This is a genomic window from Pseudomonas sp. TE3786 (genome assembly GCF_054057335.1).
Genome location: NZ_JBSRZF010000007.1, coordinates 56,105 through 74,407, shown reverse-complemented (window position 1 = coordinate 74,407; position 18,303 = coordinate 56,105). Strand labels below are relative to the sequence as shown.

Below are 18,303 nucleotides of genomic sequence, written 5' to 3'. Positions count from 1 at the left end.
GGCTTTAATGCGAAAAGACTTTTGTACCAACTGGTTAGTTTTGTGTTCGATTATCGACCAATTGGCCGTTTATCGAATTGACGATTTTTTCGCCAGTGGCCAACATCGGCCTCACCTTGCAATCGCTGCATCGCTCATCTTGCCGTGCATGCCGTTACCCAATGGCCGATGCCGAGCGATTGCCAGTCAGAAAAGCCCACGGCTTAAGACCATAACAATTTCAAGAACAGGTACACCCTCATGCTGATTACCACGCCTCTCGCCAGCCCTCTGCCCGCCCAGCCAGCGTCCAGGTCGGCCTTGCGCCGCTGATACGCCCTTAGCCGCAGACACCGCCTGCACCCGCCTGCCACGCCGAAATTCGGCGAACGGTCCGCACGCAAGCCGCCTGCCTTGAGTCCCGCAGCCTCAAGTTAATGTCTTGATTGCCCCGCGCAGTCTTAGAACGGATGGCCACACCCATGATTCAGTCCCAAAGCACTCCCGTAACGGCGCAAACCGTTTCGCCCCACGCCGGTATCGGCGACAAGATTCGCGGTGCCATGGCCGTGGGCAAAACCCGCTGGGCCATGCTCGCCCTGGTGTTTTTTGCCACCACCCTGAACTACATCGACCGCGCCGCACTGGGCGTAATGCAACCGGTACTCGCCGAGAAGATGAGCTGGACGGCGATGGACTACGCCAACATCAACTTCTGGTTCCAGGTCGGCTACGCCATCGGCTTTCTGCTGCAGGGACGCTTTATCGACCGGGTCGGCGTCAAGCGCGCGTTCTTCTTCGCCGTACTGCTCTGGAGCCTGGCCACCGGTGCTCACGGCCTGGCCACCTCGGCCGTCGGCTTTATGGTTTGCCGCTTTATCCTCGGCCTCACCGAAGCTGCCAACTACCCGGCCTGCGTAAAGACCGCACGGATCTGGTTCCCGGCCGGCGAGCGCGCGGTGGCGACCGGCATTTTCAACGCCGGCACCAACGTCGGAGCCATGCTCACTCCCGCCCTGCTACCGCTGATTCTGGTGGCCTGGGGCTGGCAAGCGGTGTTCCTCTGCATGTCCGCGCTGGGCGCGGTGTGGCTGGTGTTCTGGGCCTTGAAATACTTCAACCCGGAGGACCACCCAAGCGTCAAACAGAGCGAGCTCGACTATATCCAGCACAACGTAGAACCGGCGCAAGCCCGCGTTCCGCTGCGTGAAATCCTGCGCATGCGCGGCACCTGGGCCTTTGCCATCGCCTTCTCGATGACCGCGCCAGTGTTCTGGTTCTACCTGTACTGGCTGCCGCCCTTCCTCAACCAGCAATACAGCCTGGGCATCAGCGTGTCGCAGATGGGCATCCCGCTGATCCTGATCTGGCTTACCGCTGACTTCGGCAGCATTGGTGGCGGCGTGTTGTCCTCGTGGCTGATCGGCCGTGGCATGAACCCGATCAAGGCGCGCCTGTTGTCGATGCTGATCTGCGCCTGCGCCATCATCGGCGTGATCTTCGCCGCGCACGCCAGCGGCTTGTGGATCGCCGTACTGGCCATCGCCCTGGGTGTCGGTGCGCACCAGGCCTGGACCGCCAACATCTGGAGCCTGGTGATGGACTTCACCCCCAAGCACATGATGAGCACGGTGTTTGGCTTCGGCGGCATGTGCGCAGCCATCGGCGGCATGTTTATGACGCAGATCGTCGGCTACGTGCTGACCGTTACCAACAACAACTACGCCGTGCTGTTTACGCTGATTCCGACCATGTATTTCCTCGCGCTCACATGGTTGTACTTCATGGCACCACGCAAGATTCCTGAAGTGAAACAGGCCTAACCACCGCTTAACAAAAAGGCCCCGAAGGGCCTTTTTGTTAAGCGGCAAAAGCATCGCGGCTGAAGCCGCTCCTACGGATTGTGCAATGCGTAGGAGCGGCTTCAGCCGCGATGCTTTTGATCTATTGACGCTTCTGAAACCAGGCGGCCGCCAGGCCGCTCAAGCAGATGACCGCGATGCCCAGCAGGGCGCTAGCCGACGGCGTATGGCTAAACACCACAAAGCCCAACAAGCCGGCGAAGACGATCTGGCAGTAGCCAAACGGTGCCAGCAAGGCCGGGGCGGCGTAGCGGAAGGCTTGGGTGAGCATCAGGTGCGCGGTCATCCCGCAGGTGCCCAGGGCAATCATCAGCAAGGCGTGGCCCCAGGTCGGCACTTGCCAGAAAAACGGCACCAACAGGCTGACCAGCAAGGTGTTGCACAGGCCGGCGAAGAAGTTGCTGGTGGTCGGGCTATCCACCGTGGCGAGGATGCGCGTGAGTATCTGGTACACGCCAAAACACAGGGCCGAGCCAAATGGCAGCAACACCGCCGGGGTGAACAATTCACCCCCGGGATGGACGATCACCAGCACCCCGGAAAAGCCCACCAACACCGCGGCCCACTGGCCTTTGCTGACCCGCTCACCGAGCAGCGGCACCGACAGCGCGGTCACCAGCAATGGCGCGAGAAAGTTCACCGCCGTGGCTTCGGCCAACGGGATATAGCGAATGCCGGTGGTGAACAACAGGCTGGTACCCAGCAGGCACACCGCCCGCAGCACTTGCAGCCCGGGGCGCTTGCTGCGCAGCACACGCAGGCCCGACTGGGGCAGGAAGATCCCGGCCATCAGCAGGGTGTGCACCACGTAACGTGCCCACACCACCATCACCACCGGATAGAAACCGGACAGGTACTTGGACAGGGCGTCGTGGGTGGCGAACAGAAAGGTGGCCAGCAGAATCAGCAGAATGCCGCGAAAAGGTTGCTGGACAGTCGATAGCGGGGAGCTGGGCAGACTCATGCGTTTCTCAAAAAAGACGGGCTTGGCAAAAATAAAAACAGCTTACAGACCTCTGGACTATAGGGCCTGGTACTGCGGCGGACGAATGTACCACCTGGTTAATTAGTGTTCGATAAACGCACAAAATGGCGATTATCGAATTGAACCGTTTAGTTACTACTTCCACTATGCCTCTCACATTGAACGCCGCCCGGCGGCGCTTCCGATGACCAACAACTACAAAAAAGGTCTACTTCGATGCTGCATACCTCGCGCTCCAAGGGCTCGTTGCGCCCTGTTCCCGCTTTGATCGCTCTGGCCGTTGCCGGTTTCAGCCAATTCAGCCACGCCGAAGGTTTTCTCGACGACACCAAGGCCACGCTGAACCTGCGCAACGCCTACTTCAACCGTAACTTCACCAACCCGGCCTACCCCAGTGCTGCCAACCCGCAGAACAAGGCCGAGGAATGGACGCAGAACTTCATTCTCGATGTGAAATCCGGCTATACCCCGGGCCCGGTGGGCTTTGGCGTGGACGTGCTGGGTCTGTACTCGCAGAAACTCGATGGCGGTAAAGGCACTGGCGGCAGCCAACTGCTGCCGATCCATGACGACGGCCGCCCAGCCGACAACTTCGGCCGCCTGGGCGTAGCCGCCAAGGCCAAGCTGTCGAATACCGAATTGAAGATCGGCGAATGGATGCCGGTGCTGCCGATTCTGCGTTCCGACGATGGCCGCTCGCTGCCGCAAACCTTCCGCGGCGGTCAGGTGACTTCCCAGGAAATCACCGGCCTGACCCTGTACGGCGGCCAGTTCCGGCAGAACAGCCCGCGTAACGATGCGAGCATGGAAGACATGTCCATGAACGGCCGTGCGGCGGTGCTTTCCGACCGCTTCAACTTCGGCGGCGGTGAGTACAACTTCAACGAAAAACGCACCACCGTCGGCCTCTGGTACGCCGAGCTGGAAGATATCTACCAGCAGCAATATTTCAACGTGCTGCACAGCCAGCCGGTGGGTGATGTAACCCTGGGTGCCAACCTCGGCTACTTCATCGGCAAGGAAGATGGCAGCCAACTGGCCGGCGACTTGGACAACAAAACCGGCTTCGCCCTGCTCTCGGCCAAATACGGTGGCAGCACCTTCTATGTCGGCCTGCAGAAAGTCAGTGGCGACAACGCCTGGATGCGCGTCAACGGCACCAGCGGCGGCACCCTGGCCAACGACAGCTACAACTCCAGCTACGACAACGCCAAGGAAAAATCCTGGCAGCTGCGTCATGACTACAACTTCACCGCCGTCGGCGCGCCGGGTCTGACCTTGATGAACCGCTATATCAGCGGTGACAACGTGCACACCGGCGCGATCACCGATGGCAAGGAGTGGGGCCGCGAGTCCGAGCTGGCCTACACCGTGCAGAGCGGCACCTTCAAGAGCCTCAACTTCAAGTGGCGCAACGCGAGCATCCGCCGCGACTACAGCACCAACGAGTTCGACGAGAACCGCATCTTCGTCAGCTATCCGATTTCGTTGCTGTAGCGATTTGAAGGCTGCGTTGGGCTGCGCTGCGCTCAACCTATGGTCTGGCTTTACTCCTTGTGCGTGAATACCTTTAGCCCGTCCCCGTGACGGGCTTTTTTATGCAAAAACACCCGTCATCCCGCATCGGCGGTGGTGATTGCGAACGCACACAACGCTGTAGAGTCCAACCCCCACACCCACCCCACAGGGAGCCTCCTTATGCAATCCATCACCACCCGCACCGGCCTGCACCTTCCAAAAGTCGGCCTGGGCACCTGGCGGATGCTGGGCGATGACTGCACGCGTCTGGTCGAGCAAGCGCTGGACCTCGGCTATCGGCATATCGACACCGCTACCGCGTACGACAACGAAGCCGCGGTCGGCAAAGCCCTGGCGCAGACCGCCATCCCCCGTGAGCAGCTCCACGTCACCACCAAGGTCTGGCACGACCAGCTCGAACCCCAGGCGATGCGCCAATCCCTGGATGCCAGCCGCAAAGCACTGGGCGACGATTGCCTGGATCTGTTTCTGATTCACTGGCCGGGCAATACCAACGAAGGCTGGAGCCTGGAGCGCAGCATCGAAACCCTGATGGCGCTGCGTGAAGAAGGCAAGGCGCGGCAGATTGGCGTGGCCAATTTCAACGTCGCCCAGCTCACCCGCGCCGTGGTCGAACTGGGCGCACCGCTGTCGGTGGTGCAGGTGGAATACCACGTGCTGTTGAACCAGCAGCCGGTCCTGGAATTTGCCCGTCAGCACGGCATGGCGCTGACCGCCTACACACCACTGGCGCGCGGCCAGGGCGCGGACACCGTAACCGTGCAATGCATCGCCAAAAAACATGGCGTGCTGCCGAGTCAGATCGCCTTGGGCTGGGTGTTGGAACAGGACGGCGTGGCGGCGATTCCCAAGTCCAATAGCGCGGTCAACCAGCAGGCCAACCTGGAGGCATTGAAGGTCAAACTGGACGACGAGGATCGCGCAGCGATTGCCGCATTGCGCAAGGATGTGCGGATTGTGAATCCGGCGTTTGCGCCGGCTTGGGATTAACCGATCAACAGCTCGCGGCTGAAGCCGCCCCTACGAGAGCGCACCATTCGTAGGAGCGGCTTCAGCCGCGATGCTTTTAAACGGTCACTTCAAAGATTCCACGCCCATCTCGTCCCACACTTCTTCGGCGAGATGGAAGGTGGCGTTTGCGGCAGGAATCCCGCAATAGATCGCACTCTGCATCAGCACCTCTTTGATCTCCTCGCGGGTCACGCCGTTGTTCTTGGCGGCCTTGAGGTGCAGCTTCAGTTCACCTTCGCGGTTCATGCCGATCAGCATGGCGATGGTCACCAGGCTGCGGGTGTGGCGCGGCAGGCCGGGACGGGTCCAGATATCACCCCAGGCGTGGCGGGTGATCATTTCCTGGAACTCTTCGTTGAACGGCGTGAGGTTCTGCAGGCTGCGGTCGACATGGGCGTCGCCGAGTACCGCGCGGCGTACTTGCATACCCGCGTCATAACGTTGTTTTTCGTCCATTGGGCGTCCGCCAATCAGTGGGTAAGAAAGTCGAGTACAGCCTGGCTAAAGGCATCGCCGGCTTCGACGTTGGATAGATGCGCGGCGTGGAACTCCACCAGCTGTGCGCCCTTTACCCGCTCAACGATAAAGCGCCCATCGGCTGGGGTGGTCACCGCATCCTCGGTACCGCAGACCATCAACAGCGGCAGCTCGATAGCGGCGAGCTGCTCACGGAAATCCGCGTCACGCACCGCCGCACAGTTGGCGGCGTAGCCTTGCGGCGAAGTGGCGGCGAGCATGCCGACCACCGCTTCGACCTTGGCGGTTTGCGCCTCGGCAAAGGCCGGGGTGAACCAGCGAGCGATGGACGCATTGCGCAGCGACAGCATGGCTGCCGGGCCGTCACGCAAGACCATTTCGATGCGCGGGTTCCACACGTCAGGGTTACCAATCTTGGCGGCGGTGTTGCACAGCACCACGCGTTTCAGGCGCTGCGCAGCATTGATGGCCAGCCACTGGCCAATCAGGCCACCCATGGACAGGCCGCAGAAATACACCTGCTCGATGGCCAGCGCATCAAGCAGGGCCAGCACATCGCGGCCGTTCTGTTCGATGCTGTAGATGCCCTCGCTGACCAGGGATTTGCCGTGGCCACGGGTGTCGTAGCGCAGCACCTGGAAATGCTTGGTGAAGGCGGCGATCTGCGCGTCCCACATATGCAGGTCGGTGCCCAGGGAGTTGGACAGCACCAGCACCGGCAGGCCGGCTTGGCCGTCCAGTTGATAGTTCAGTTCGCCATCGGCGAGTTGTACGGCGGGCATGCAAGGCTCCTAACTACTTAAGGTCTGATGCTCGGCAATCGCGCGCTGCACCCACAGACGCGCCTGGCCAAGGTAATGGGCGGGGTCGAGCAGGTGGTCCAGTTCCCCATCGCTGAGTTGCGCGGTGACCTCGGCGTTTTCCCCCAGCACCTGACGCAGATGCACGCCCTGCTCCACCGCCAGACGGCAGCATTGCTCGAGCAGATGGTGGGCGGCATCGCGACCGATACGCTGCGCCAGGGTGATGCTCACCGCCTCGGCCAATACCAACCCCTGGGTCAGGTCGAGGTTGCGGCGCATACGCGCGGCGTCCACTTCCAGGCCGGGCACTACCACCAGCGCCTGTTGCAAGGCACCGGACAGCAAGCGGCAGAGTTCCGGCAGGGTTTCCCATTCGGCATGCCACAGGCCCAGGCTGCGTTCGTGTTCTTGTGGCATGGCGGAAAGCATGGTCGCCACCAGACCGGGGGCACGGGTGGCGGCGCCGATCAATACCGCGCAGCTCACCGGGTTGCGTTTATGCGGCATGGTGGACGAGCCACCCTTGCCCGGTGCCGAGGGTTCGAACACCTCAGCGGCTTCGGTTTGCATCAGCAGACTGAGGTCACGCCCGAGTTTACCCAGGGTGCCGGCAACCAGACCGAGCCAACTGGCGAACTCCACCAGACGATCACGCTGGGTATGCCAGGGTTGTTCCGGCAGCTGCAGATTGAGCTCGCCGGCCAGCGCTTCAGCCACCGGCATGGCGTTATCGCCGAGCGCCGCCAGGCTGCCGGAGGCACCGCCAAATTGCAGCACCAGCAAGCGTGGTTTGAGTTCGGCCAGGCGCTGCCGATGACGGTTGACGGCACCCAGGCTGCTGGCGATTTTCATCCCCAGGGTCACCGGCGTGGCGTGTTGCAGCCAGGTACGGCCAGCCATCGGCGTGGCGCAATGCAGACTGGCCTGACTGGCCAGGGCGTTGGCCAGGCTCGCCAGGTCCTGCTCCAGCAAGGCGATGGCGCTGCGCAGTTGCAGCACCAGGCCGCTGTCCATCACGTCCTGGCTGGTGGCACCGAGGTGCACATAACGCTCGGCTTCGGCGCTGACGCCGGCGATCTGTTTACCCAGCGCCTTGACCAGCGGAATCGCCGAATTGCCGGCCGTGGCAATCGCCACGGCGAGGCTATCCACATCAAACAGTTCGGCCTGGCAGGCCCCCTGGATAGGTGCCACCACCGCGGCTGGAATCAGCCCGGTGGCCGCCTGGGCACGGGCCAGCGCCGCCTCGAAGTCGAGCATGCCCTGCAGCCGCCCATGATCGGAAAAGATCGCGCGCATGGCGGGCTGGGTGAAGTAGGTGTCGAACAACTTGTTGCTCATACATCGTCCTTAATAAGAACCGCGTTCCCGTAGGAGCAGCTTCAGCCGCGATGCGTTTAGCTCAAGAGCATCGCGGCTGAAGCCGCTCCTACGAAGCGCCGGTATCCGCCGTACGGCCGTAGAGCCGATATCCGCCGTATGGCGCGTGCCACCGATCTTAGTGATCGTGATGCAGATACGCCGCCTGTTTCGGCAAGCGCAGACTAAACAGGAAAGCCACCGCCATCATCACCGTTACATACCAGTAGAAGGTGTTTTCCATGCCGATGCTTTTCAGCCCCAGCGCCACATATTCCGCCGAGCCGCCAAACAGCGCGTTGGCCACTGCATAGGCCAGGCCCACGCCCAAGGCACGCACCTGTGGCGGAAACATTTCCGCTTTCACCAAGCCGCTGATGGAGGTGTAGAAACTCACAATCGCCAACGCCAGGGTGATCAGCACAAAGGCCAGGAACGGGCTGGTGATGGTTTTCAGGCTCAGCAGAATCGGTACGGTACACAGGGTACCCAGCGCGCCGAACCAGAGCATGGAAGTGCGCCGGCCGATCTTGTCGGAAAGCAGGCCGAACAGCGGCTGCATGCACATATACAGGAACAGCGCGCCGGTCATGATGTAGCTCGCCGTTTTGGCGTGCATACCGGCAGTGTTCACCAGGTACTTCTGCATATAAGTGGTGAAGGTGTAGAAAATCAGCGAGCCACCGGCGGTGTAACCGAGCACGGTGATAAACGCGGCTTTGTGGTGTTTGAACAGGGCGGCCACGCTACCGGCGTCTTTGTCGGCACGTTGTTCGGCGGTGGTGGTTTCTTCCAGGCTGCGACGTAGCAGCAAGGAAATCACCGCCGCGGCGGCACCCACTACAAACGGAATACGCCAGCCCCAGGCACGTAGTTCTTCTTCGCTCAGAAACTGCTGCAGGATCACCACCAGCAATACCGCCAGCAGTTGCCCGCCGATCAGCGTCACGTACTGGAACGAGGCAAAGAAACCGCGTTGACCACGCAGCGCCACCTCACTCATATAAGTCGCCGTGGTGCCGTACTCGCCGCCCACCGACAGGCCCTGAAACATGCGTGCCATCAACAGAATGGCCGGTGCCCAGGCACCGATGGTGGCGTAGGTCGGCATAAAGGCGATGACCAGGGAGCCGGCACACATCATCAGCACCGAGATCATCATCGAGTTCTTGCGACCATGTTTGTCGGCAACCCGGCCAAACAGCCAGCCACCAATCGGGCGCATCAGAAACCCGGCGGCGAATACGCCTGCGGTGTTGAGCAACTGCACCGTGGGGTCGTCAGACGGGAAGAAGGCCGGGGCGAAATAGATGGCGCAGAAGGCATAGACATAGAAGTCGAACCATTCAACCAAGTTGCCCGAAGAGGCACCTACGATCGCAAAGATGCGCTTGCTGCGCTCTTCGCCGGTGTAATGCGGGGTGGTCATAATTTGTTACTCATCAGAGGGTTTGCCTGAGTCTAGACCCAGCAACTGCAACCCCGTTCAAACCAAAGCACCTTCCTTTGCTTTGATATCGGTGTACCTGGGTCCCAGCCTGCGCTGGGATGACGGTGGTGGGTGAGAGTCCACCGTCGTCCCAGCGAAGGCTGGGACCCAGAATTTCAAGACAGGCTCGGGATAGCTGCCTACACAGCTTCGATGGCAATCGCCAAACCCTGCCCCACGCCGACACACATCGTTGCCAAGCCCAGCTTGCCGCCGGTTTTCTGCAATTGATGCACCGCCGTCAGCACAAGGCGATTACCACTCATGCCCAGCGGATGGCCGAGGGCGATGGCACCGCCATTGGGGTTCACCTTGGCGCTGTCATCGGCCAGACCGAGATCCCGCGTTACCGCCAACCCTTGCGCGGCAAACGCCTCGTTCAGCTCGATCACATCAAACGCATCGATGCTCAGCTCAAGCCGTTTCAGCAACTTGCGCACCGCCGGAATCGGGCCGATGCCCATTACCCGCGGGGCCACGCCGCCACTGGCCATGCCGAGCACTTTGGCGCGCGGCGTGAGGCCGAATTTTTTCACCGCATCGGCCGAGGCCAGGATCATCGCCGAAGCGCCGTCGTTAAGGCCCGAGGCATTGCCGGCGGTGACGGTTTTGTCCGCACCATTGACCGGTTTGAGCTTGGCCAGGCCTTCAGCGTTGGTGTCGGCACGCGGGTGCTCGTCGATGCTAACGGTGCTGTCGCCCTTCTTGCCCTTGATCACCACCGGCACGATTTCTTCAGCGAAGAAACCGGCTTCCTGAGCCGCCGCCGCACGCTGCTGGCTGCGCAGGGCGAAGGCGTCCTGATCGGCACGGCTGACCTGGTAATCCTCAGCCACGTTGTCGCCGGTGACCGGCATCGGGTCGACGCCGTACTGCTCTTTCATCAGCGGATTGACGAAGCGCCAACCAAGGGTGGTGTCTTCCAGTTTCTGCCCACGGCCAAAGGCGCTGTCTGCCTTGCCCATCACATAGGGCGCGCGGGTCATCGACTCGACGCCGGCGGCGATGGCCAATTCCATTTCGCCGCTGGCGATGGCACGGAAGGCCGCCCCCACCGCTTCCATCCCGGAAGCGCACAGGCGGTTGAGGGTCACGCCCGGCACGCTTTCCGGCAGACCAGCGAGCAGCACTGCCATACGCGCGACGTTGCGGTTGTCTTCGCCCGACTGGTTGGCACAACCCATAAACACTTCGTCCAGGGCGTTCCAATCCACCTGCGGGTTGCGCTCCATCAGCGCCTTGAGCGGAATCGCCGCCAGGTCATCGGCACGCACCGGGGCCAGACCGCCGTTCAAGCGGCCAATGGGCGTACGCACCGCATCGCAGATAAATACCTCGCGAGTCATTCCTCACCTCCGGCCTGGCCGTGGGCCGCCGCAGTACGCGCCTCAAGGGCACGCAGGGCTTCCAGCTCGTGGGCCTGGGGAGCTTCGGTAACGCTGACGTTGTCGGCAAAACGGATCTGCCAGCCAGTGGCTTCCACCACCTGCTCGCGGGTCACGCCCGGATGCAGCGAGGTGACGATGAACTCGTTAGTACCGGCTTCCGGCTCCATGATGCACAGGTCGGTAATGATCCCCACCGGGCCTTTGCCTGGCAGGCCGAGGCGCTGACGGTGATCACCGCCGTCACCAAAACCGACCGAGGTGATAAACGCCAACTTATCCACAAAGGTGCGGTGCGACTGCTTGAGGATAATCAGCACCGACTTGGCCGAACCGGCAATTTCCGGCGCGCCACCGGCACCGGGCAGGCGCACTTTCGGCTTGTGGTAATCACCGATTACGGTGGTGTTGATATTGCCGAACTTGTCCACCTGGGCCGCGCCGAGGAAACCGACGTCAATGCGCCCGCCCTGCAGCCAGTAACGGAAAATCTCGCCGGTTGGCACCACGGTGTCAGCCGTTTCCGCCAGCTCGCCATCACCAATCGACAGCGGCAACACAGTGGGTTTGGCGCCAATCGGGCCGGACTCGTAGATCAGAACCACATCCGGCGACGACGTCAGACGGGCCAGGTTGGCGGCCTTCGAAGGCAGGCCGATACCGACAAAACACACCGAGCCATTCTTCAGGCGGCGGGCGGCGGCGACGGTCATCATTTCATTGGTGCTGTAGTCGCTCATCACTTGCCCTCCGAGGCGAGCTTCTGCTGGAAAGCGGCGAAGTCTTCGGTGCCACGAATGTATTCATCGATCCACGCGGTGAAGGTTGCACGGTCGCGGGCAATCGGGTCCCAGGCCTGGTAGAAGCGGTTGTCGCGCTCGTAATAGCCATGTGCATAAGACGGATGCGCACCGCCTGGCACCAGGCACACAGCGGTGAGTGCCCAGGTTGGCAGCACACAGGCATTCATCGGCGCATTAAGGTCATCGACGATCTCTTCCACAGTGACGATGCAGCGCTTGGCCGCCAGGGCCGCCTCCTTCTGCACGCCGAGAATGCCCCAGAGCAGGACGTTACCCTTGCGGTCAGCCTTCTGCGCGTGGATCACCGTCACATCCGGACGCACCGACGGCACGGCCGCCAGAATTTCGCCGGTGAACGGGCAGGTGACAGTCTTGATCAGCGGATTGACCTTGGGCAGGTCGGAACCGGCGTAGGCACGCAGCACCGCAAATGGCAGGCCCGAAGCGCCGGCCACATAAGAGTTGGCGAGGTCGGCGTGGCTGTGCTCTTCGATCTCCAGCGCATGCGGCCAGTCTTTTTCGACCGCATCACGCAGGCGGTGCAGCGAACCGACGCCAGGGTTGCCGCCCCAGGAGAACACCAGACGCTTGGCGCAACCGGCACCGATCAGCAGGTCGTAAACCAGGTCGGGGGTCATGCGCACCAGCGTCAGGTCTTTCTTGCCCTGACGGATCAGCTCGTGGGAGGCAGCAGTCGGAATCAGGTGGGTAAAGCCTTCGAGGGCGACGGTGTCGCCATCATGGACAAAGCGCTCGACCGCTTCGCGCAGAGACAGGAGTTCAGCCATGTTCGATCTCGTCTTGTTATCCGAGGCGTCGGGAGAGAGAGGTGGACGCCGGGTGGGAAAACAGTACGCCGCGGTGGGAGGGGGGACAATCCGATAATCGACTATCCGTTCGATTATCGAACGGTCGATTGCCGTGCTTTTGCCGCGTTTGCTGGCTTTGGGTCGCGCGCAGATTTTCTTTACCGCGTGCGCTCTGAGCTCTATTTCGCGCCTTACGCGCGAGCTTCTTTTGGGGCAATGCCAAAAGAAGCTCGCGCGTAAGGCGCGAAACCAAACGTCCAGCACCCGCGGTAAAGAAGAACACCGCCAAACCAAACCAAACCAAACCAAACCAAACGAGCGTTAGCTCCCCGCCTCCAACAAGTCATGCAACTCCACAAACTGCAAAGTCAGCTTGTGCCGAGGCTCCAGATAAATCAGCGGAATCGACGCCTGATGCGACTCCCGCATCTTCACCGAGGAAGTGAGATAAACCGGCAACACCGGCAACCCCTCGGCAATCAACTCATCCAGCAACTGCTGCGGCAGGCTCGCCCGCGCCTGAAACTGGTTAACCACAATCCCTTCCACCTCCAGCCCTTCGTTGTGGTCTTCCTTCAACTCATCGATCTCCGCCAGCAGCCCATACAGCGCCTGCCGGGAGAAACTGTCGCAATCGAAAGGAATCAACACGCGATCTGCCGCGATCAGCGCCGAAACGGTATAGAAGTTCAAGGCCGGCGGCGTATCCAGATAGATACGGTCGTAGTCTTCGGCCAGATCATCGAGCAGTTTGCGCAGCTTGTTGATCTTGTGTTTGGCCTCCAGCTTGGGCTGCAAGTCAGCCAGCTCGCGGGTGGCGGTCACCACATGGAGGTTGTCGAAGGGCGTTTCGTAGATATCTACCTGACCCTTCTTGGCAAAGGGCCCGGTGGACAAGGTCTGCTTGAAGAAGTCGGCAATCCCCATAGGGATGTCTTCACCGGTCAGGCCCGTGAGGTATTGCGTGGAGTTGGCCTGGGAATCCAGGTCGATCAGCAGGGTGCGGTAACCCTCTTTGGCGCTGACTGCCGCCAGGTTGCAGGCAATGCTGGACTTACCCACGCCGCCTTTCTGGTTGAACACTACACGTCGCATATTCATACCTCGTCCTGAGCCTCGAATAGCCTGGGATTCTATGCAAAGCGCAGGGCCAGGGCGAGGTGCAGCAGTGAACAGTGACCAGCGGCGCGGATATTTCGGGCAAACATGGGCAAAATAGCGCCCCGCAATCTGCGTCTGTAACCAATGTTTGCCTGAGGCCCGCCACGTCGGGATAATGCCGGCACTTTGCTATTGCGCTATTGCGGTTGTGAGTTTTTTACAACGGCGAAGACAGCTATTGCTGTCGAGTAACACCTGATTCAAGGTCTTTTGGGCTAGAGCCAGACAAGGCGAAAGTGTGCTGACCGGCGCAGCGTACTCAAGTACGTGAGCACGGGCAGCGCAATTTCAACGCCGTATGGCCGACGACCAGAAGACCGGAGCCAGGCGCAGTCGCCCTCGTTGACATGGACGCAAGAGCTGGCCCGATGCACTTTTCAATTGATCAATGGCGCGCCTGGGCCCCAGGCCTCACGCAGGAAAGCGACTGGCAGGCATGGAGCCTTCAGTCTTCGCCGCCTGCCGCCAGCGATTCGTTGCCCGATGTAAATTTTCTTCCGGCCATGCAGCGCCGCCGCCTCAGCCCTCTGGCGCGAATGGCCTTCAGTGTTGCCTGGCCCCTGGCCGACGCCCATGGCGCGCCGCTGCCGCTGGTGTTTATGTCGCGCCACGGCGAAACCCCGCGCACCTTCGCCCTGCTCAGCGATGTCAGCGCCGAGGCACCGCTGTCGCCGACCCAGTTCAGCCTGTCGGTGCACAACGCCATCATCGGCCAATGGTCGATCATGCGCGGCGACACCAGTGAAATGACCGCCCTGGCCGGCGAAGCCGATGGCCTTGAGCACGCCGTCATGGAAGCCCAGCTGCTGCTGGCCGAAGGCGCACCGGCGGTGTTGCTGGTGATTGCCGAAGACACCCCGCCGGTCGCCTATGCGCCGTGGATTACCGATGTGCCCTTGCCCTATGCCGTCGCGCTGCTACTCAAGCCCGGCAATCAATGGCACCTGCAATTGAATGCACACGTTTCATCTGCCGATACAGCCACCGCAGAGTGGCCGCACGCACTTAACCTGGTTCGCGCCCTCAGTGGCGGCGCAACCTCCCTGGAGCATCGTTGGAGAAGTCGACAATGGAGCTGGCAACAGAACAGCGCCTGAGCCGTTACAGCGCGCCCTATTGGTGGCGCCTGATCGCTACCGCCCTGAGCTTCGCCCTGTTTGGTGTGGGTGGGGTGTTTTTGCGCATTGTGGTATTCCCGCTGCTGTCGCTGCTGCCTGGCGATGCCGTGCAGCGCCGTACCCGGGCGCGCGCCACGGTGAGCTGGACCTTTCGCGCCTTCGTCGAATTCATGCACCGCACCGGCGTGCTGACCTTCGAGGTGCAGGGTATCGAGCGCCTCGGCCGGCCGGGGCAGATCGTGATCGCCAACCACCCTTCGCTGATCGATGTGGTGGTGCTGATCGCCTTCATCCGGGACGCCAACTGCGTGGTCAAGCAGAGCCTGTGGGACAACCCGTGCATGCGCGGGCCGATCCGCGCCGCCGAGTACATCAGCAACAGCGGCAGCATGGACATGCTCGATGAAACCTCCGATGCCCTGCGCAGCGGCCAGACCCTCATCGTCTTCCCCGAAGGCACCCGCACCACGCCGGGCCAGCCGCCAGAGTTTCACCGCGGCGCAGCGGCCATCGCCTTGCGCGGGGCGAGCGTCGTTACCCCGGTGGTGATCAGCGTCACCCCCACCACATTGACCAAGGCCGAGCCCTGGTACCGCATTCCGTCGCGGCGCTTTCACTTTGAAATGCGCGTCGGCGAGGATATCGACCCGCAGCAGTTCACCGCCCACAGCTCGGCACCCATCGCCTCGCGCAAGCTCAACGAACACCTGCACCAACACTTTATTAAGGAGCTCGCCAAAGATGAGCGATCTGCAGCTTGAGATAAAAAACCTGATCATCGAGGCCCTCGGCCTTGAAGACATCGGCCCCGACGATATCGACGCCGACATGGCGCTGTTCGGCGAAGGCCTCGGCCTGGACTCGGTAGACGCCCTGGAGCTGGGCCTGGCCATCCAGAAGCGCTTCGGCTTCAAGATCGACGCCGACGCCAAAGACACCCGCAAGCATTTTGCCAACGTGGCCAGCCTCGCTGTGTTCGTGTCAGCACAGCAAGCCGCGTAAGAGAGACCACCATGCAAAACCGTGACGAAATTTTCAGCACCCTGCGCGAGTCGCTAGTCGAACTGTTCGAACTCGAACCCGAGCGCGTCACCCTGGAAGCCAACCTGTATCAGGACCTGGAAATCGACAGCATCGACGCAGTCGATCTGATCGACCACATCAAACGCAAAACCGGCAAGAAACTCGCCGCCGAAGACTTCAAGGCCGTGCGTACCGTAGGTGACGTGGTCGAGGCGGTATACCGCCTGGTCAACGCGCCCGCCGCCTGATGGGTTTTGTGATGGACGTGGTATGAACCGCCTGATCGGACTGGTGCTGCTGGTGGCTGGGCTGGCCTACCCCTTTGCCGTGTATTACGGCCAGCAGCACCTGGCACCGCGCTTCTTCGCCCTGCTGCTGGGTGGGCTGTGGCTGGCGCGTTTTCTCGTCCAGGGGCAGAAGCCCGGTAGCCGCGGCATGGCCATCGCCGCCCTGAGTTTCTGCGTGCTGCTCGGCCTGGTCGACAGCCCTACCCTGCTGCGCTGGTACCCGGCGTTGATCAGCCTGTTCGGCCTGGCGCTGTTTGGCCTCAGCCTGAAATACGGCCCGCCGATGGTCGAGCGCCTGGCGCGCCTGCGCGAGCCGGAGTTGCCTGAGGTGGCAATTGCCTACACGCGGCAGGTGACCAAGGTGTGGGTCGGCTTCTTTGTGTTCAATGCCGCGCTGGTAAGTGCCCTGACCCTGTGGGCACCACTGAGCTGGTGGACGCTGTACACCGGGCTGATTTCCTACGTTTTGATGGGCATGTTGTTCGCCGCCGAATGGCTGGTGCGCCAACGTGTGCGAGGCCATGTATGAGTAAGTGGATAGACCTGCAGCAGTTGCTCACCCCTGCGCTGGCCCGCCCGGTCACCGTTGAACCGGCGCTGCTGCATGCCGACCTCTGTGTACAGGCCTTGAGCCTGGCCGCCGGCCTGCAAGAGCGTGGCATACGCAACCTGGCGGTGCACCTGGAAGACAGCAGCGACCTGGCCATCGCCCTGCTCGGTGCCTGGCGTGCTGGCGTGCGCGTGCTGCTGCCTGCCGATCTGCAAGCGCAGAGCCGCGAGCGCCTGACGCCCCATGTCGATCTGTGGATAACCGAGCAGGACGACGACACCCGCCTGAGCGAGTTGTATGCCGAGCCGCTGCCCGCCGCCGCGCTGGACCTGGATTTCGTCGGCCTGACCCTGTGCACCTCCGGCTCCAGTGGCGAACCGAAGCTGATCGATAAAACCCTGCGCCAGATGCACGCCGAAGTGCTGGCCCTGGAAGCACTGTGGGGCGAAGAGCTGGATGACGCGGTGATCGTTGGCAGCGTGGCCGCGCAACATATTTATGGCCTGCTGTTCCGCGTCCTCTGGCCGCTGTGCGCCGGCCGCGTGTTCGTGCGCCGCGCCCAGCCGTTCCCGGAAGACCTGCAACGCTGGAGCCTGGCCCAGGCCAATTTCGCCTGGATCGCCAGCCCGGCCCTGCTTAAACGCATGGGCGACAACCTCGACTGGCAGGCCCTGGGCCGTGTGCGTCGGGTGTTTTCTTCCGGCGGCGCGCTGCCGGAAGAAACGGCTACGCAGTTGAGTGAGCTGCTCGGCCAGGTGCCGACCGAGATTTTCGGCAGCTCGGAAACCGGCGGCATCGCCTGGCGCCAGGGCGGCTCGCTGTGGCAACCGTTTGCCGATGTCGAGTTGGGCCTGAACGACGAAGGCGCGCTGTTTATTCGCTCGCCGTATCTGGCCTCCGGCCACACCGAGCAGACCGCCGACGGTGCCGCCCTGCACGCCGATGGCCGCTTCGAGCTGCTCGGGCGTCTGGACCGTATCGTCAAGCTGGAAGAAAAACGCATCTCCCTGCCCATGCTTGAACAGGCGCTGGCCAGCCACCCCTGGGTGGCGGACGCGCGCTTTGGCGTGGTGCAAGACAAGCGCGCCTCCATCGGCGCGCTGGTCGCCCTCAACGACGCCGGCCTGCATGCCCTGCGCAACCAGGGCCGCCGTGCGCTGACCGATAGCCTGCGCCAGCACCTGAGCCCGCATTGCATCGCCCTGGCCTTGCCGCGACGCTGGCGCCTGGTGCGTCATCTGCCACTGAATGCCCAGGGCAAATTGCCCCAGGCGGTACTCGAGCAGCTGCTGTATGCGCCGCGCACCTTGCTGCCCGAAGTGGTCAGCCAACGCGAAGAAAATGGCGAGTGGAAGCTGGAACTGGACGTCCCCCTGGACCTTGCCCATTTCAGCGGTCACTTCCCGAAAACGCCGATTCTGCCCGGCGTGGTGCAGGTGGATTGGGCGCAAACCCTGGCCCGCGGCTTGATGGAGTTGCCGCCGCGCTTCTGCGGCATGGAAGTTTTGAAGTTCCAGCAACTGGCGCGCCCCGGCGACCGCCTGCAGTTGCAACTGCGCTTCGACGCCGAGCGCGGCAAGCTCTACTTCAGCTACCGCAATGGCGAGGCCCCCTGCTCGTCCGGGCGCATTCTACTGGAGGCCGCCCGTGTCAGCGCCTGAAT

18 protein-coding genes are annotated in these 18,303 nt (G+C 62.0%); 9 read left to right on the top strand and 9 right to left on the bottom strand.

The genetic code is table 11. The annotated features are described in order from the left end of the window. Window positions 1-461: 461 nt before the first annotated feature. Window positions 462-1,802 (top strand): MFS transporter, encoded by a 1,341-nt coding sequence (locus ACVW0Y_RS10225; RefSeq protein ID WP_457437988.1) that lies wholly within the window; start codon window positions 462-464, stop codon window positions 1,800-1,802. A gap of 121 nt (window positions 1,803-1,923) precedes the next feature. Here the strand turns inward: ACVW0Y_RS10225 and ACVW0Y_RS10220 are convergent, their stop codons facing one another. Continuing rightward, entirely contained in the window at window positions 1,924-2,805 is an 882-nt protein-coding gene (locus ACVW0Y_RS10220; RefSeq protein WP_457437986.1) for a DMT family transporter, read from the bottom strand. Between the two features lie 237 nt (window positions 2,806-3,042). On the opposite strand from ACVW0Y_RS10220, the gene ACVW0Y_RS10215 reads away from it, so the two are divergent. Together ACVW0Y_RS10215 and ACVW0Y_RS10210 are read left to right on the top strand one after the other, a co-directional pair. Then, a complete protein-coding gene (locus ACVW0Y_RS10215) occupies window positions 3,043-4,323 on the top strand; it encodes an OprD family porin (RefSeq protein WP_457437984.1) in 1,281 nt (426 codons plus the stop codon). A gap of 201 nt (window positions 4,324-4,524) precedes the next feature. Then, window positions 4,525-5,355 carry an aldo/keto reductase gene (locus ACVW0Y_RS10210; RefSeq protein ID WP_457437983.1) on the top strand — a complete coding sequence of 277 codons (831 nt, stop codon included), beginning with the start codon at window positions 4,525-4,527 and terminating at the stop codon, window positions 5,353-5,355. 84 nt (window positions 5,356-5,439) lie between these two features. Here ACVW0Y_RS10210 and pcaC read toward each other — a convergent pair whose 3' ends face one another. The 8 genes from pcaC to ACVW0Y_RS10170 form a co-directional block, all read right to left on the bottom strand. Then, window positions 5,440-5,832 carry a 4-carboxymuconolactone decarboxylase gene (gene pcaC / locus ACVW0Y_RS10205; protein ID WP_457437982.1) on the bottom strand — a complete coding sequence of 131 codons (393 nt, stop codon included), beginning with the start codon at window positions 5,830-5,832 and terminating at the stop codon, window positions 5,440-5,442. Between the two features lie 14 nt (window positions 5,833-5,846). Further along, on the bottom strand, window positions 5,847-6,635 hold the full coding sequence (gene pcaD / locus ACVW0Y_RS10200; protein WP_457437980.1) for a 3-oxoadipate enol-lactonase: 789 nt from the start codon (window positions 6,633-6,635) through the stop codon (window positions 5,847-5,849). Window positions 6,636-6,644: 9 nt separating this feature from the next. Beyond that, on the bottom strand, window positions 6,645-7,997 hold the full coding sequence (locus ACVW0Y_RS10195; protein WP_457437979.1) for a 3-carboxy-cis,cis-muconate cycloisomerase: 1,353 nt from the start codon (window positions 7,995-7,997) through the stop codon (window positions 6,645-6,647). Between the two features lie 157 nt (window positions 7,998-8,154). Continuing rightward, entirely contained in the window at window positions 8,155-9,444 is a 1,290-nt protein-coding gene (locus tag ACVW0Y_RS10190) for an MFS family transporter (RefSeq protein ID WP_457437978.1), read from the bottom strand. A 200-nt stretch (window positions 9,445-9,644) separates the two neighbouring features. Further along, the gene (gene pcaF / locus ACVW0Y_RS10185; RefSeq protein ID WP_457437977.1) at window positions 9,645-10,850 is read right to left on the bottom strand and encodes a 3-oxoadipyl-CoA thiolase; all 1,206 of its coding nucleotides are present in this window, start codon (window positions 10,848-10,850) and stop codon (window positions 9,645-9,647) included. Beyond that, a complete protein-coding gene (locus ACVW0Y_RS10180; RefSeq protein ID WP_457437975.1) occupies window positions 10,847-11,629 on the bottom strand; it encodes a CoA-transferase subunit beta in 783 nt (260 codons plus the stop codon). The genes pcaF and ACVW0Y_RS10180 overlap by 4 nt, the downstream gene beginning before the upstream one ends. After that, window positions 11,629-12,480, bottom strand: a complete 852-nt coding sequence (locus tag ACVW0Y_RS10175) for a CoA transferase subunit A (RefSeq protein ID WP_457437973.1) — start codon at window positions 12,478-12,480, stop codon at window positions 11,629-11,631. Before ACVW0Y_RS10175 ends, ACVW0Y_RS10180 begins: the two co-directional genes overlap by 1 nt. A gap of 342 nt (window positions 12,481-12,822) precedes the next feature. Next, window positions 12,823-13,596 carry a ParA family protein gene (locus tag ACVW0Y_RS10170; RefSeq protein ID WP_457438194.1) on the bottom strand — a complete coding sequence of 258 codons (774 nt, stop codon included), beginning with the start codon at window positions 13,594-13,596 and terminating at the stop codon, window positions 12,823-12,825. A 434-nt stretch (window positions 13,597-14,030) separates the two neighbouring features. On the opposite strand from ACVW0Y_RS10170, the gene ACVW0Y_RS10165 reads away from it, so the two are divergent. The 6 genes from ACVW0Y_RS10165 to ACVW0Y_RS10140 are packed head-to-tail and all read left to right on the top strand — an operon-like array spanning window position 14,031 to window position 18,301. After that, entirely contained in the window at window positions 14,031-14,759 is a 729-nt protein-coding gene (locus ACVW0Y_RS10165) for a beta-ketoacyl synthase chain length factor (protein WP_457437971.1), read from the top strand. Continuing rightward, window positions 14,732-15,541, top strand: coding sequence for a lysophospholipid acyltransferase family protein (locus ACVW0Y_RS10160; RefSeq protein ID WP_457437970.1), 810 nt, complete (start codon window positions 14,732-14,734; stop codon window positions 15,539-15,541). Before ACVW0Y_RS10165 ends, ACVW0Y_RS10160 begins: the two co-directional genes overlap by 28 nt. Next, window positions 15,522-15,782, top strand: coding sequence for a phosphopantetheine-binding protein (locus tag ACVW0Y_RS10155; RefSeq protein WP_108097831.1), 261 nt, complete (start codon window positions 15,522-15,524; stop codon window positions 15,780-15,782). The genes ACVW0Y_RS10160 and ACVW0Y_RS10155 overlap by 20 nt, the downstream gene beginning before the upstream one ends. Before the next feature lie 11 nt (window positions 15,783-15,793). After that, window positions 15,794-16,051: an acyl carrier protein gene (locus ACVW0Y_RS10150; RefSeq protein WP_457437969.1), complete on the top strand. Its 258-nt coding sequence runs from the start codon at window positions 15,794-15,796 to the stop codon at window positions 16,049-16,051. A gap of 22 nt (window positions 16,052-16,073) precedes the next feature. After that, complete coding sequence (locus tag ACVW0Y_RS10145; RefSeq protein WP_457437968.1) at window positions 16,074-16,619, top strand: hypothetical protein; 546 nt, start codon at window positions 16,074-16,076, stop codon at window positions 16,617-16,619. After that, a complete protein-coding gene (locus tag ACVW0Y_RS10140) occupies window positions 16,616-18,301 on the top strand; it encodes an AMP-binding protein (RefSeq protein ID WP_457437966.1) in 1,686 nt (561 codons plus the stop codon). The genes ACVW0Y_RS10145 and ACVW0Y_RS10140 overlap by 4 nt, the downstream gene beginning before the upstream one ends. Window positions 18,302-18,303 lie beyond the last annotated feature (2 nt).